The following is a 14,741-nucleotide window of genomic DNA, read 5'->3' as shown; positions in this document are numbered from 1 at the left end:
GACTGGACGGCGCCGGGCCGCACCTCGCTGGCGCCGGCGCCGATGCAGTTCAGGCCGCGGCGCGCCTGCGAAAGTTCCCTTGCCGCCACAGCAGCGGCCCTAACGCCGCACGCAGGCCTTGTAGGTGAACTTGTCGCCCCGGAACATGAATTCCGAGTACGCCAGCGGCCGGTCGTCGATGTCATGGGGCGTGAAGCGGATGCGCAGCAACGGCTCGCCCGGCCCGACCTTCAAGCGGCGCGCGGTTTCCGCGGTGGCGGGGATCGCCGCGCTTTCCGTGTGCAGGTACTTGAGGCGGTAGCCCAGGCGCGCCTCCACGATCATCAGCGCGTCGTTGTTTTCCAGGTCGTGCTCGAGGATGGCGCGCATCAACGCTTCGGGCGCCATGGTCACACCAACCGCCACCGGCGTGCCGGCCACTGACTTGAGCGTGGTCACGCTCAGCAGCTTGCTGCCGGGCGGCACGCGCAGCGCATCCGCGGCAATGGCCGGCGCCGTGACCAGCCGCGTCGACAGCAGCTTGCCGTGCGCTTCGTGGCCACGGGCGCGCATGTAGTCATAGAAGCCGGTCAGCGGCCCCAGGTCTGCCTGGCCCGCGGGGCGGCTGACAAAGCTGCCCTTGCCGTGGACCGTTTCGATCAGTCCCTCCGCCAGCAGCGACGCCAGCGACTGGCGCACGGTGATGCGGCTGACACCGAACTCGGCCATCAGTTCGGACTCCGACGGCAGCTTGATGCCCGGGGTCCATTCGTTGTTGACGATGCGCTGGCGCAGCGCGCCTTCGATCTGCTTGAAGCGAGGCAGTGAACTGGTTGTCACGAGATTCGGCGGATTCATGGGAGGGCCCATGCGGGCATCTACTTATCATAACAACATTGACTCATCATAACATGTCATGACAACATGAGCGGCACAGTCCAATGACAACACGCGCGCCAGCGTTCGAGGGAGATGACGCGATGGCGCACGCATACGGAGACCACCGATGCCAGACCTGAGCGCGCTGCTGCAACCGCGCACCATCGCCGTGATCGGCGCTTCCACGCAGCCGGACAAGGTGGGCGGCATGCCAGTGCGGCTGCTGAGCGAGCTGGGATACGCCGGACGCATCGTCCCGGTTCACGCGACCGCAAGCGAAGTGCAGGGCCTGGCCGCGGTGCCCTCGCTGGACGCACTGGACGCGCCGGCCGACCTTGCCATCGTGGCGGTGCCGGTTGGCGCCAGCCTCGATGCCATGCGTCAGCTGGCGCGCAACGGCACGCGTGCCGCGGTGTGCTTCACCTCGGGCTTTGCCGAGACCGGCGGCAATGGCATCGCGCTGCAGGCCGAACTGGCGGCGCTGGCGCAGGCCCATGGCATCACGCTGCTGGGCCCGAACTGCCTGGGCGCGATGAACCTGCGCGAACGCGTGTTCGCCACCTTCTCGCCGATTCCGCTCAGCGGACTGCCGCCGGTCGGCGATGTCGGCCTGGTCAGCCAGAGCGGCGCTTTCGGGGCCTATGCCTTCGCGCTGGCGCGCGAGGCCGCGCTGGGCCTGAGCCACTGGGTCACCACCGGCAACGAGGCCGGCCTGCATGTGGCGGACGTGATCGAATGGCTGGCCCGCGACGATGCCACGCGCGTGATCCTCGCCTACCTGGAAGGCTGCCGTGACGGCGCCCGCCTGCGACGCGCGCTGGCGGCCGCGCGCGCCGCGGGCAAGCCCGTCGTGGTGACCAAGGTGGGCACCACCGAGGCCGGCGCGCGTTCGGCGCAATCGCATACCGCCAGCCTGGCGGGCGAGGACGCGGTCTACCAGGCGGTGTTCGATGAGTACGGCGTGTTCCGCGCCGATACGCTCGATGACTTTTTCCGGCTCGGCTACGTGCTGTCGCGCGGGCGCCGTCCGACGCGGTGGCAGCCTTCGGCGAAGGAGCCGGGCAATGCCGTCACCCCGGTCGCGCTGGTCACGGTCTCCGGGGGCGTCGGCATCATGATGGCCGACCAGGCCGAGGCGCTGGACCTGCCGTTGCCCCCGATGCCCGAAGCCGCAGCCGCGGCGCTGCGCAGCGCGATTCCGTTCGCCAGCACCGCCAACCCCATCGACGTCACCGGCCAGGTGGTGGCGCAGCCGCAAGTATTGCTGGACGCCATTGCCGCCGCCGCGCAAAGCCCGGACTACGGCAGCGTGGTGGCTTTCCTCGCCGGCGGCGTGGGTGCGCCGCGGATCTGGCCCGGGCTGCAGGACACCGTCGACGCCCTGCACCGCAGCGGCAACGCGGCGCCGCTGCTGTTCAGCGGCCTGGTCGGCGACGACAAGCGCCGCTGGCTGGAAGCGCGCGGCGCGCTGGTGTTCCGCGAACCGGCGCACGCGGTGCAGGCCGTGGCCGTGCTGGCCCGTGCCGCGGCGCAAGCCGCGGCGGCACAGGCGCCCATCCCGGCAGCGGCCTCCGCGGGCAGCCTGCCCGTTCCCGATGTCCCGCCCGGCACCACCGCCTTGTCCGAGTTCGAAGCCATGCAATGGCTGGCTGCGTGCGGCATTCCCACCGCGCCGCACGGCCTGGCGCGCGATGCCGACGAGGCCGCGCGCATCGCCGACACCATCGGCTATCCGGTCGCGATCAAGCTGTGCTCGCCAGACATCCTGCACAAGAGCGACGTCGGCGGCGTGGTGCTGAACGTAGCCGACGCGCGCGCGGCACGCGCCGCGTTTGCCCAGGTGCAGGCCGCCGCGGCCAGCCACGGCACGCCCGCGCGCTTTGACGGCGCGCTGGTCGCCGGCATGGTGCGCGGCTGGGGCGAACTGATGGTGGGGGTACGGCGCGACCCGGTGTTCGGCCTGGTGGCGCTGGCCGGCATCGGTGGCACCGCGGTGGAGATCTTCCGCCAGACCGCGTTCGGCCTGGCGCCGCTCAGCCCTGCCCGTGCGCGCACCATGCTGCGCGCAAGCCGTGCCGAGGCCCTGCTGTCGGGCCACCGTGGCCATCCCGCCATCGATGCCGAGGCCGTCGCCGAGGTGCTGGTGCGGGTCTCGCAGGCCGCGGCCGCGCTGGGCCCGCGTCTGGACACGCTCGAAATCAATCCGCTGATCGTCACCGCCCGCGGCGTGGTCGCCGCCGATGCCGTGGTGACCCTGCATGCGGCAGACCCTGACAGCCACGCAGAAACACAAACCCAGGAGACCACCCGATGAACCAACCCGCTGCGCCCTTTCTTGCCGGCGCTCCCGTCGACACCCCGCAGGAAGCCCTGACCGCCGCGGCGGCACTGCCGCTGGTGCTGGCCACGTATCCGTTGTTTGAAAGCCTGCGCACGTGCCGGCTGCAGACTTCGGTGACGCAAGCCACCGGCTATGGGCGCGCGCCGGTGAACACGCTGTCGGCCAGCACGCAGCCGTGGACGCACCGCGACCGCGACATCGTCACGCCGGCCAATGACCTGCTCTACTTCTGTGCCTGGGTCAACCTGGCCGACGGCCCTGTCACGCTGCACGTGCCGGCACTCCCGGATGCGCGCCGCTATTACGTGGTGGAACTGCTCGACGCCTGGACCAACAACTTCGAGAACCTGGGCCCGCGCAACGTTCCGGCGGCGGGCGCCGACATCGTGCTGGCCGGCCCGGGCCAGCATGCCGACGGGGCGCACGTGGTGCATTGCCCTACGTCGCTGGTCTGGCTGCTGGGCCGCGTGCTGGTGACCGGCACCGACGACCTGCCAGCCGCCAGCGCCTTCGAAAAGGGCTTCCGCCTGTCGGGCGGCAGCGCGAAGCAACCCGACTGCGTGCGCGACTGGCACGAAGGCGGCGAACCGGCGCTCGACTTCTTCGCCAACGTCTTCAACGCGCTGCGCGAATATCCGGCCGAGGCTTCCGCCGCGGGCCTGCTGTCGCTGCTGCGCAAGTGCGGCGTGCGCGCCGGCGAGCCGGTCGACGTGGCCGCGCTGCGGCCCGCGGTGCAGCAGGGCCTGGTGCGCGCCTGGCGCGAAGGCATGGCGCTGATCGAAGCCAACACCCGCAGCCATGCGCGCAAGAGCTGGACCTACAGCCTGCAGTTGGGCCGCTATGGCGACGACTGGATGCAGCGCGCCGTGACCGCGATGAAGGGCCTGGGCGCGCTGCGCGCCGACGAAGCGGTCTATGCCGCCGCCGACTACGATGCCGACGGCGAGCTGCTGCATGGCCGCCATACCTACGCGCTGCACTTCCCGGCCGGACACCTGCCGCCGGCGCAGGCATTCTGGTCGGTCTCGCTGTATGGCGCCGACCGCTTCTTCACCGACAACGCGATCGGCCGCTATGCGCTGGGCGACCGCAGCCCGGGGCTGCAATACGACGCCGATGGCGGGCTCACGCTGACCATCTCGCAACAGCGTCCCGCGCAGGCGCAGGAGAACTGGCTGCCGGCACCGGACGCGCCGTTCTACCTGATCCTGCGCCTGTACCACCCCACCGACGGCTTCATGGCCGGAGCGTACGTGATCCCGCCGCTGCGGCGCATTGCCTGAAGGAGCCGGCATGGCCAACCACGACACTTCCCTGGACGCGCTCGCGCGCGACGCCGTGCGCTACACGCTGCCGCTGTACGAGATGGCGCGCATGCGTGCCGCCACCTGCCCGCGGCGCGACAGCGTCGGCACCTTCGCCGGCGACGGCCCGGACTCCACCCTGCGCTGGATCAACACCGTCACGCATGTGCGCGCGCTGCTCGGCCCGCAACACCGGCAGGTCGTCACGCCGAACAACGACACGCTTTACACCAACGCCTGGCTCGACCTGTCGCGCGGCCCGCTGCTGCTGGACGTGCCGGACTGCCACGGCCGCTACTACGTGCTCGGGCTGCTCGACGCCTATACCAACCCGTTCGGCTACATCGGCACCCGCACCACCGGCAAGCACGGCGGCACCTGGCTGCTGCACGGGCCGGCCTGGCGCGGCGAGCTGCCGGCGGGCGCGACACCGCTGGCCTGCCCCACCGATGCGGTCTGGATCATCGGCCGCATCCTGGCCGACGGCGACGCCGACCTGCCGGGCGCGCATGCCTTGCAGGACGGCATCCGCCTGCGCCGGCCCGACGGCACTGCCGCCGCGAGCGTGATCGACGCCGGCATGCACGCCGGCGAGCGCCCGGGCGACCCGGACCGCTACGCCGCCATCGTCGGGCGCATGCTGGCCGAGAACCCGCCGCCGGCCACCGAAGCGGACCTGGTGCGCCGCTTCGCCGCCGCCGGCATCGGCAGCGCGACGCCGCTGACGCCGACGCAACGCACTGCGCTGGCGGCCGCGCTTGCGCATGTCGATGCCGAACTGGCCGCGCCCAAAGCTTCCGCGCTGGGCGGCGGCTGGTTTCTGCCGGTGGAAATCCGCACCTCCTTCGGCGCGCACTACGCGCTGCGTGCCGAGGTGGCGCGCAACTACATCGGCGCGCTGGGCATCGAGGAAGCCATGTACCTGATGGCCGATTGCGATGCCGATGGCCTGCCGCTGGACGGTACGCACCAGTACGAACTGGTGTTCCCCGCGCAAGGGCTGCCACAGGTCGGCGCGTTCTGGTCGCTGACCATGTACCGGAAATCGGACTGCATGCTGGCGGAGAACCCGCTGCAGCGCTATTCGCTGGGCGACCGTTCGCCGGGCCTCCGCACGGCGCCCGATGGCAGCCTGCGCATCGTGCTGGGGGCGTGCGCACCGGCGGACGCCGCCGATACCGGCAACTGGCTGCCTGCGCCGCCGGAACCGTTCTATGTGGCGTTGCGCCTGTACGTTCCCGGCGCCACGCACCTGGACCGCACCTTCCGCTACCCCGCCATTCGCCGCATCAAGGACCCGTCATGAACCGAACCATTGTCTTCGCCAAAGCCGTGCTGACGGCCGGCGCGGCCCTGCTTTGCCTGGTCGGCCAGGCTCAGGCGCAGGCGTATCCGTCGCGGCCGGTCAAGCTGGTGTCGCCCTACGGCGCCGGCGGTTCCAACGACATCTCGGCGCGCATCCTGGCCGACGCGCTGGGCGCCCGGCTTGGCCAGCAAGTGGTGGTCGAGAACAAGCCTGGCGCCGGCACGCGCCTGGCCACCGAGCACGTGGCGCATGCCACGCCGGACGGCTATACGCTGCTGTGGGCGGCCGCGCCCTTCGCCATCAACACCGCCGCGGGCATTGCGCAGCGCTATGACGTGCACAAGGACTTCGTCGCGGTGGGGCCGCGCGTCCTGGGGCCGATCTTCCTGATCGTCAATGCGAACTCGCCGGCGCGCACCGTGGCGGATTTCGTGCGCATGGCCCGGGAAAAGCCCGACGGCGTGACGGTGGCCTCGCCGGGCGCGGGTTCGGGCCCGCACCTGACCGCCGAACTGTTCGGGCAGGTCGGCAAGTTCAAGCTGCTGAGCGTCCACTACCGCGGCGACGCCACCGCCTACACCGAACTGCTGGCAGGCCGCGCCGATGCCACGCTGACCGCCATCACTTCGGCGCTGCCCTTTATCAAGGCCGGCAAGCTGCGCGTGCTGGCGGTGGCCTCGGAACAGCGCACGCCGGTGTACCCCGATGCGCCCACTTTCGCCGAGCAGGGCTACCCGGGCATGGTCGGCTACGGCTGGTTCGGGCTGGTGGCGCCAGCCGGCACGCCGCCCGCCGTCACCGAGCGGCTGAACCGGGAAGCGTCGGCGGTGCTGGCCGATGCCGAAACCCGCAACAAGCTGCTAGGCCTGGGTCTGGAGCCGCATCCCGAGCGCGGCAGCACCTTCTCGGCCTTCATCGACCAGGAGATCGGCAAGTGGGGCAAGCTGATCCAGGTCCGCGGCATCAAGCTGGACTAGCGTACCCGCGCATGCGCCCGAGGCAGTCCAGCCATGACATTACATAGAAAGGAGACCAAGCCATCATGATGACCGTTGCGCGTTTTTCTCCGCGGCAGCGCGGCAAGCTGCTACTGGCCGTGCTGCCGTGGCTCGGCGCCGCGGCCCTGGCCGTCGCGCCCGTTGCGGCGCCGGCGCAGGGCGCCTACCCGGCCAAGCCCATCCACCTGATCGTCGCCTATCCGCCGGGCGGCCTCACCGACACGCTGGCGCGCGCTGTCGGCGACGGCCTGTCGCGCCAGCTCGGCAAGACGGTGGTGGTCGAGAACAAGGGCGGCGCCGGCGGCATCATCGGCACCGACTATGTCGCCAAGGCCGCGCCGGACGGCTACACCCTGCTGATGACCATTCCCGGCCCGATCACATCCAACCTGGCGCTGTACAAGAAGCTGCCCTACGATCCCCGCACCGACCTGCGCCCGGTCTCCGACATCGCCACCGCGCGCACCGTGCTCGCGGTCAACAGCAGCGTGCCGGCCAGGACCGTGGCCGAGCTGCTGTCCTATGCCAAGGCCTCGCCCGGCAAGCTGCGCATGGGCTCATGGGGCGCGGGCACGCAGCCGCACACGATCCAGACCTATTTCGCCAGGCAGTACCAGATTGACATGCTGCATGTGCCCTACCGGGGCGAAGGACCGATGGTGACCGACCTGCTGGCCGGCCAGGTCAACGTGACGGTGGGCTCGGTGACCGCGCTCAAGCAGCATTTCGCCACCGGCAAGCTGCGCCCGCTGGCGGTGACCGGCACGCGGCGCGCGCAGGCACTGCCGGACGTGCCGACCTTCACCGAGGCCGGCTACGCCGACGAGCCGTTCCGGCTGACCGGCCCAATCACGCTGATGGCGCCCGCCAAGACGCCGCAGGACATCATCGACCGCCTCGGCCGCGAAACCGCCAGCCTGGTCGCCAGCGCCGACATGCAGCGGCGCATCGCGGACATGGGCGCGGAGCCGCTGGGCACCACCCCGGCACAGGCGGAGGCGGCCTACAAGGCCTACCTGCCGGTGGTGCTGAAGCTGACAGCGGATACGGGGGTGACGCTGGACTGAGGCGCGCCGGGTGGCCCGTGCGCGCTGCAGCCTAACCGCCGTGATACAGTCGGCCATGTGCGCCAGGCGGTTGCACATGGCCCAACGCTCGCATGAAAACGCTGCTCATCGTCTACCACACCATGACCGGAGGCACGCGCCAGATGGCCGCGGCCGCCGCCGACGCAGCCCGCCGGCAGCCCGGTGTCACGGTCGTGCTCAAGACCGCCGCCGAGGCCGGCCCCGACGATGTGCTGGCCGCCGACGGCTACCTGTTTGCCACCCCGGAGAACCTGGCCGCGATCGCGGGCATGATGAAGGACTTCTTCGACCGCTGCTATTACGCAGCGCTGGACCGCATCAACGGCCGGCCCTATGCCGCCATGATCTGCGCCGGCAGCGACGGCCAGAACGCGCTGCGCCAGCTCGAGCGCATCGCCACCGGCTGGCGCCTGAACCCCGTCGCACCCGGGCTGATCGTCTGCACGCACGCGCAGACGCCGGAACGCATCCTGGCTCCCAAGCACATCGAAGCGGCAGACCTGGCGCGCTGCGCCGAACTCGGCGAGGGACTGGCCGCGGGCCTGGGCCTGGGGGTGTTCTGAGCACCCGCGGCGATCCGGCCGCCTCGGTGCATGACGACCGGGAACGGGACTTGCACGTCCACTGCATCCCACTTTCCGGCCGCATGCGATGGACGACCCCGAAATCACTGCTTCAGAAGCCCGGCGCGATCCGCTAGGCGGCACGGCGCGCGGGCTGATGCGCGTGGTCGATGCCCTGACCCATACCGCGCTGGTTGTGGCCACCGCCACGCTCGCCTGGGCACTGTGGCGCCGTTCCGATGCCTATGCGTGGTTCGGCGGGCTCGGCCCCGGCACGGCGGTGACGCTGGCAGTCGTGGTCACGCTGGTGGCGCTGCTGGGCCTCTGGATGGCGGTGCGCACCTGGCGGCGGGTGGGTTGATGCGTCGCTAATCCTTACAACGCCACAGTAAAAACGGGCCATGACTGACAGGAGATCTGGTGCCTGACACTGCGCCTCGACGTACCGGACCGTTCGCCGTCGTGACCGGAGCGTCCTCCGGCATCGGCTACGAGCTGGCGCGCTGCTGCGCGCGCCGTGGCTATGACCTGGTGATTGCTGCGGACGAGCCGCAAATCGAAATCGCCGCGCAGCAACTGCGCGGCGAAGGCGCCGAGGTGACGGCGGTGCTGGCGGACCTGTCCACCCCCGACGGCGTCGGGCAGGTTTGCGCCGCGCTGGGCGGGCGCCGCGTCGACGTGCTGTGCGCCAACGCCGGCCGCGGGCTGGGCCACGCTTTCCTGGACCAGGACTTCGCGGATATCCAGCGCGTGGTCGAGACCAACGTGACCGGCACCCTGCACCTACTGCACCGGGTCGGCCGGATCATGCGCGCGCAGGGCGAAGGACGCATCCTGATCACGGGATCGATCTCAGGCTTTGTCCCGGGCACCTGCAATGCCGTCTACAACGCATCCAAGGCTTTCCTGGACTCGTTCTCCTATGCGCTGCGCCATGAGCTGCAGCACAGCGGCGTGTCGGTCACCTGCCTGATGCCGGGTGCGACCGACACGGAATTCTTCGAGCGCGCGGGCCTGCTCGATACCGGGCTCGGCCAGCAGAAGAAGGCCGATCCCGCCGAGGTGGCCCGGATCGGCCTGGATGCCACGATGCGCGGCGAGGGCGAGGTCGTACCCGGCTGGCACAACAAGCTGCTCGCCGCGCTCGCCATGGTGACGCCGGCGGACGTGCTGGCCGAACAGCACCGCCGCATGGCCGAGCCGCAGGAGGCCCCGGCAAACACGCGAGCAGCGCAGACGGAAGACCCGCCGGCGCCATAGCGTTACCGCCGGGCTGTCAACCCATGCGCGTGGTGCCGCCCGTGCTGTCGCGCCCCTGGCCGGGGCCACCGCTGCCGGTTTCCATGCCGCCGCCATAGCTGCTGGCGGAGGCGCCGGTGGCGCTGCCCGAGCTGCTGATGCCGCTGACGTGCCCCTCCCCGGAGCGCCCGTCTTGCGCGCCACCCTGCGCCCCTTCGGTGATGCCCGACACGCCGAACGCGCCCGGCGCGCCCAGGCGCACCGCGTTGTGGATCTCCTGCACGCCGAAGACATCGTCGACGATGTCCTCGATGCAGTACTTCTGGCGCCGGTCGCGCACGTTGCCGGTCAGCCGCACCACGCCGCCCTGCACTTCGACTTCCACGTCGCGCACGTCGACATGGTGCGCATGCGCAAGCCGTTCGCAGATGTCTTCGCGGATGCGCTCGTCGCTGCGCTGATAGCCCTTCGGCCCCACGCGGTCGCGGCCACGGAGCCTCTCGCGCGGCGCCTGGCCGCGGCTGCCGCCCCCGCCGTCGCCCCATTCGTCGCGAACCTCGCTGCCGCGCCGCCATGCTTCGTCCTCTTCCCATGGCGGGCGCTGCGCGGAGGATTCCCAGACTCGCTGCGCGGGGCTGGCGCGGCCGCCGTAATAACCCTGCTCGCGCACGCCGCCGTCGTGCCGCTGGCGGCCTTCATAACGGCCTTCGCCGTAGTCGTGCGCGGGGCCGCCGCGCTGGCCATAGCGGCCTTCGCCATAGCCGCGTGGGTCGTCGCCGCGGCCGCGGTTTTCCCCGGCGTTGCGGTCGTCAGGCCACCAGGAGCCGCCACCTTCATGTCGGAACGGATGCATCGCTGTCTCCAAGGGTTGAACTTCCGGCGCGACCTGGAAGCCGCGCAGCCAGTCACCGGGGGCGCAAGTTCCATACCATTGGCAGGCATGGATGGCTGCGCGCACCCCGCACCAATGCAAAGGCGGGCGCCATCAGCAAAGGGCACCCGCCGTTGTCTTGCAACCGGATTGCCGCGTCAGGCGGCCAGGGGAGTGAGGCCGTGCGGGGCATCGTCCTCGTCTTCATTCATGATCAGCACGACACCGCATCGCCTGGCCGCGGCCATGCCGATGTTGACGGCGACATCGCGGTCGTCGCAATGGACCAGGCCCTTGCGCGCGCGTTCGACCGTCAGCTCCCAGCCTTGCGCGGTCTGCCTGATCAGGAAGTTTGCAGCCATGGGTTGCTCCCTGTCGTTGGTGTTATTGCAGCGTAGCCCATGGGCAGAACCGTTAAATCGGCGTCTGTCCGATAGCGTGTGGGCGCTTCTCCTACAGTCCTGCGGGATGAAGCCCCGACACCGTGGCAGCGCCGGCGCGGCTCCGACAAAATGCGCCAACAAACCACCCCAACAACGTAAGTCCGTCGATCGTGGAAATACGATTGTTGACAAAAATCACGGTTATAGGCGGACTCCGCTCCAAGAATCCGTCCCTACTACGAAAAGCCGGATCCCGCGTGACGCCTGCGGACAGCGCCGCGGCGCGACACGCTCCGGGCAGGAGGAGACCATGGACACATACCCTGTCGCCGCGATGGGCGGCTCCGTTGCGCGGGCGTCCGGCACGCGGCCCGGGCCCGGCCGCAACGGCGTGCTGCACGACATGGAGCAAACCCGGCTGGCGGTCGAGATGATCGGCCTGGGTGCGCGCCTCCAGGTGCTGGAGGCGGAAGTGTCGCTGCCGCGCGTACGGCTGGTGCGCCTGTACAAGGAGCTTTGCGGGGTATCGCCGCCCAAGGGCATGCTGCCGTTCTCGACCGACTGGTTCCTGACCTGGCGTCCCAACGCCCATGCCTCGATGCTGCTCGCCGCGTACCGCTTCATGGTCCGTGCCGGCCACCTGAGCGGCATCCGTGCCACCCTGTCCGGATTCCGCATGTACCGCGAGCACCTGTGTGTCACCAACGAGGCCGCACAGCTCAGTTTTACCCGGGCCTGGATGCTGGTCCGCTTCTATGAGCGCGGCATGCTGCAACTGGCGCGCTGCCAGGGTTGTCATGGCGAGTTCGTGGTGCACGCCCACGATGCACGCCAGCGCTACACCTGCGGCCTGTGCCTGCCGCCCGCGCGGGCGGGCAAGGGCCGCAAACCGGGGCCAGCCGGCGAACGCGTGCTGGCCGGCGCATGAAGGCCGCCGGTACCCCCTGTCCCATTGTCTGCTGGCGCACAGTCCGGCCACCCCGCTCGCTTCCATGATGGATACACCCGACCACCCCGCCGCCGGCGCTCCCGGAGCCTCGCCCATGTTCAAGATCCCCATGCTCGGCAGGATGCTGGGCTCTCCAACGCCCGAGGCCAGCGGCAAGGCGCATGGCGAGCCGCGCGGCGAGTCCCCGCCGACACCGCCCCGCCCCCAGGCCAGCGCAACGCGCCAGGGCATGCCCGAACAGCTTGCGCAGAACCTCAAGACCCAGGGCGACGCCATGATCCAGTACGGCGCCCGGCTGCTGGTGATGCGCGAAATGCTGTGCGCCATGGCGGTGGCGCTGCCGCCCGATGCGCGGGCGAGCGCGCAGCGGCAATTCCGCCAGCGCATCGACCAGCTGCTGTCGCTGACCGACGACCACGTGCTGCCAGCCGAATTCCACGCGGCGCTGCTGGCGGAGGTCAACTATTACCTTGGCGAACTGCGGCAACGCTGACCCCGCCGCGGCCTGCGCCATCCTCCGCCAACCCTGTTCGCCGCCAGGCCGCCGGGCGCCCGCAGCGGCCCGGGCCGTGGCATTGCCCAACCGCCCTGCGTTGCCGGTTTGATACCGGTGGTAACGGCAGTTCCTGGCCCCCTGGCATCGTGCTACAGTGCGCCCTCAGCACAGCGGTGCGCAGCGACGCATGGTGCACCCGGACGGCCGAAACAGCGCGGCAAGATTCCGCCCGCCCAGCGTACCGCCCGCTATGTCACCCCGACGCGCACACCGTGCGCACCAGGCGCCGGCATGTGCCGGGAGCCGGCCCTTGCTCTTCGCGCCTTGCCGCGCGCTTGCCGCTCGCCACCCGCGTGGCGCCGAATCATTGCCGCGCAGCCGCCTGCCCCGGGCCCGCCCGACCGCCGCTGCCGCCCTCCAGGAACTTCATGACGCACCGGCTCCAGGCTGCGCTGACCATCGCAGCCTTCAAGCTCTTCGCCGCCTTGCCGTACGGCGTGACCGCCAGGCTGGGCGATGCCATCGGCAGGCTGCTGTACCGCATTCCCAGCCGCCGCCGCCGTATCGTCCATACCAACCTGGCACTGTGCTTCCCCGACATGGATCCCGGCAAGCGCGAGCAGCTGGCGCGCGACCACTTCGGCCATGTCCTGCGCAGCTACCTCGAGCGCGGCGTGCAGTGGTTTGGCAACGCCGAGCGGCTGAGCAAGCTGGTCGAGCTCGATTCGCGCATCGACCTGGCCTCGTGCGCGGAGCACCCGACCATCTTCATGGGCTTTCATTTCGTCGGCATCGAGGCCGGCTGCATGTTCTATTCGATGCGCCACCCCGTGGCATCGCTGTACACCCGCATGTCCAGCCCGCTGCTGGAGCAGATCTCGCGCACGCAGCGCGGGCGCTTCGGCGCCGAGATGATTCCGCGCAACGGCAGCGGCAAGCAGGTGGTGCGCACGCTGCGCGCCGGATGCCCGGTGATGCTGGCGGCGGACATGGATTTCGGCATCAACGATTCGGTGTTCGTGCCCTTCTTCGGCGTGCCGGCGTGCACGCTGACCTCGGCCTCGCGCCTGGCCAGCATGACCGGCGCGCGCGTGGTGCCCTTCACCACCGAAGTGCTGCCCGACTACCGCGGCTACCGCCTGCGCGTGTTCGACCCGCTGGAAGGCTTTCCGTCCGGCTGCGTCGAAGAGGACTCGCGCCGCATGAACGCCTTTCTCGAAACCCAGATCGCCACCATGCCGGAGCAGTATTACTGGATCCACCGGCGTTTCAAGAACCGGCCGGAAGGCATGCCGCCGGTGTACTGACGCAGCCGGCCGGCGGGGCGGCGCCAGCCGTGCCGGTCTTCGCAGTACCGCCGCCCCCTAGCCGCTGTGCTCTCGCAGCAGCACCGTCAGGCGCTGCGCCAGCGGCGACAGGTAGGCGCCTTCGCGCGTGACCACGCCGATGCGCCGGCGCAGGTCCAGCTCCTCCACGCCCAGCGGCAGCACGCGCAGGCCGCGTTGCATGGCCTCGCCGCCGGCATTGGCAATGCTCAGCATCTGCGTGCCTTGCATCAGCGCGAACAGCGAGCTGCTGCCGAAGTCGATCTCGATGCGCGGCTGCGGCTCCGGCAGGCCGCGCTGGCGGAACGCCGCGTCGACCTGCTGGCGCAGCGTGATATGCGGTTCGGGCAGCAGCCATTCCTGGTCGGCGAGATCGGCCAGCCGCAGCTTGCGCCGCCGCAGCAAGGCGTGCCCCTGGTCGGCCACTACCACCAGCCGGTCGTCGAACAGCGGCTGCATCGCGAAGGTTGCCGCCAGCGCGCCGGACGGCGTGGGCGCCACGGCCATGTCCAGGTCCCCCGCCGCCAGCAGGTCCAGCAGGTCGCGCGCCAGCCGGCGGCGCAGCCGCAGCCGCGCGACCGGGCGCTCGCGCACCAGCTGCTGGCACGCGCCGAGGATCACGTGGCCCGGGATCGACGGCGAATAGCCTACGCGCAGGATGCCCTGCTCGCCGGTGCGGATGCCCAGCATCTCCTTGATGCCGTCCTGGTACTCCAGCTGGATGCGCCGCGCGCGCTCCAGGAAACGGGCGCCGGCATAGGTCGCGGCCATGCCGTTGGCGGTGCGCTCGAACAGCGGCAGCCCCGCTTGCATCTCCACGCGCTGCACCGCCTTGGTCAGCGCCGGCTGGCTGATCCCCAGCGCCTCGGCAGCCCGGCCGATGCCGCCGTGCGCCGCCACGGCGAGGATGTATTCGATATCCCGCGTCTCCATTGCCCCTCATTCCCGACGGTTATGGCTTTATAGCCATTACGTCATTGTGGTGATGCCTGCCATCTTACAGACTACAGCGCACGAGCA

General features: G+C 70.3%; 15 protein-coding genes. 11 read left to right on the top strand and 4 right to left on the bottom strand.

Annotated features, from left to right (window positions below; genetic code table 11):
- Window positions 1-99: 99 nt before the first annotated feature.
- Window positions 100-837: a GntR family transcriptional regulator gene (locus RALTA_RS19380; RefSeq protein ID WP_025581786.1), complete on the bottom strand. Its 738-nt coding sequence runs from the start codon at window positions 835-837 to the stop codon at window positions 100-102.
- A gap of 148 nt (window positions 838-985) precedes the next feature.
- Here RALTA_RS19380 and RALTA_RS19375 point away from each other — a divergent pair, with 148 nt between their 5' ends.
- From RALTA_RS19375 to RALTA_RS19340, 8 genes are all read left to right on the top strand, one after another.
- The gene (locus RALTA_RS19375; RefSeq protein ID WP_012355589.1) at window positions 986-3,172 is read left to right on the top strand and encodes an acetate--CoA ligase family protein; all 2,187 of its coding nucleotides are present in this window, start codon (window positions 986-988) and stop codon (window positions 3,170-3,172) included.
- The gene (locus tag RALTA_RS19370; RefSeq protein ID WP_012355588.1) at window positions 3,169-4,482 is read left to right on the top strand and encodes a DUF1254 domain-containing protein; all 1,314 of its coding nucleotides are present in this window, start codon (window positions 3,169-3,171) and stop codon (window positions 4,480-4,482) included. The genes RALTA_RS19375 and RALTA_RS19370 overlap by 4 nt, the downstream gene beginning before the upstream one ends.
- A 10-nt stretch (window positions 4,483-4,492) precedes the next feature.
- A complete protein-coding gene (locus tag RALTA_RS19365; RefSeq protein WP_041232490.1) occupies window positions 4,493-5,809 on the top strand; it encodes a DUF1254 domain-containing protein in 1,317 nt (438 codons plus the stop codon).
- Window positions 5,806-6,786, top strand: coding sequence for a Bug family tripartite tricarboxylate transporter substrate binding protein (locus RALTA_RS19360; RefSeq protein WP_041232489.1), 981 nt, complete (start codon window positions 5,806-5,808; stop codon window positions 6,784-6,786). The genes RALTA_RS19365 and RALTA_RS19360 overlap by 4 nt, the downstream gene beginning before the upstream one ends.
- Before the next feature lie 65 nt (window positions 6,787-6,851).
- Window positions 6,852-7,874, top strand: a complete 1,023-nt coding sequence (locus tag RALTA_RS19355) for a Bug family tripartite tricarboxylate transporter substrate binding protein (protein WP_012355585.1) — start codon at window positions 6,852-6,854, stop codon at window positions 7,872-7,874.
- A 92-nt stretch (window positions 7,875-7,966) separates the two neighbouring features.
- Window positions 7,967-8,458: an NAD(P)H-dependent oxidoreductase gene (locus tag RALTA_RS19350; RefSeq protein ID WP_012355584.1), complete on the top strand. Its 492-nt coding sequence runs from the start codon at window positions 7,967-7,969 to the stop codon at window positions 8,456-8,458.
- 88 nt (window positions 8,459-8,546) lie between these two features.
- Window positions 8,547-8,819 carry a hypothetical protein gene (locus RALTA_RS19345; RefSeq protein WP_025581798.1) on the top strand — a complete coding sequence of 91 codons (273 nt, stop codon included), beginning with the start codon at window positions 8,547-8,549 and terminating at the stop codon, window positions 8,817-8,819.
- Between the two features lie 59 nt (window positions 8,820-8,878).
- Window positions 8,879-9,718, top strand: coding sequence for an SDR family NAD(P)-dependent oxidoreductase (locus tag RALTA_RS19340; RefSeq protein ID WP_012355582.1), 840 nt, complete (start codon window positions 8,879-8,881; stop codon window positions 9,716-9,718).
- A gap of 16 nt (window positions 9,719-9,734) precedes the next feature.
- Here RALTA_RS19340 and RALTA_RS19335 read toward each other — a convergent pair whose 3' ends face one another.
- Both RALTA_RS19335 and RALTA_RS19330 read right to left on the bottom strand, forming a co-directional pair.
- Window positions 9,735-10,550, bottom strand: coding sequence for a BON domain-containing protein (locus RALTA_RS19335; RefSeq protein ID WP_012355581.1), 816 nt, complete (start codon window positions 10,548-10,550; stop codon window positions 9,735-9,737).
- Window positions 10,551-10,726: 176 nt separating this feature from the next.
- The gene (locus RALTA_RS19330) at window positions 10,727-10,930 is read right to left on the bottom strand and encodes a hypothetical protein (protein ID WP_012355580.1); all 204 of its coding nucleotides are present in this window, start codon (window positions 10,928-10,930) and stop codon (window positions 10,727-10,729) included.
- A gap of 331 nt (window positions 10,931-11,261) precedes the next feature.
- Here RALTA_RS19330 and flhC point away from each other — a divergent pair, with 331 nt between their 5' ends.
- The 3 genes from flhC (at window position 11,262) to RALTA_RS19315 (ending at window position 13,703) form a co-directional block, all read left to right on the top strand.
- Window positions 11,262-11,879: a flagellar transcriptional regulator FlhC gene (flhC, locus tag RALTA_RS19325; RefSeq protein ID WP_041232488.1), complete on the top strand. Its 618-nt coding sequence runs from the start codon at window positions 11,262-11,264 to the stop codon at window positions 11,877-11,879.
- 115 nt (window positions 11,880-11,994) lie between these two features.
- Complete coding sequence (locus tag RALTA_RS19320; RefSeq protein WP_041232487.1) at window positions 11,995-12,393, top strand: hypothetical protein; 399 nt, start codon at window positions 11,995-11,997, stop codon at window positions 12,391-12,393.
- Between the two features lie 431 nt (window positions 12,394-12,824).
- Window positions 12,825-13,703 (top strand): lipid A biosynthesis lauroyl acyltransferase, encoded by an 879-nt coding sequence (locus tag RALTA_RS19315; protein WP_012355577.1) that lies wholly within the window; start codon window positions 12,825-12,827, stop codon window positions 13,701-13,703.
- A 57-nt stretch (window positions 13,704-13,760) separates the two neighbouring features.
- On the opposite strand, the gene RALTA_RS19310 is transcribed toward RALTA_RS19315, so the two are convergent.
- A complete protein-coding gene (locus tag RALTA_RS19310; RefSeq protein WP_012355576.1) occupies window positions 13,761-14,654 on the bottom strand; it encodes a LysR family transcriptional regulator in 894 nt (297 codons plus the stop codon).
- Window positions 14,655-14,741: the final 87 nt, after the last annotated feature.

Origin of the sequence: Cupriavidus taiwanensis LMG 19424, assembly GCF_000069785.1 — a bacterium.
Classification (GTDB): domain Bacteria; phylum Pseudomonadota; class Gammaproteobacteria; order Burkholderiales; family Burkholderiaceae; genus Cupriavidus; species Cupriavidus taiwanensis.
Note: the sequence above shows the minus strand (reverse complement) of the source record. Positions and strands in the feature narration are given on the sequence as shown.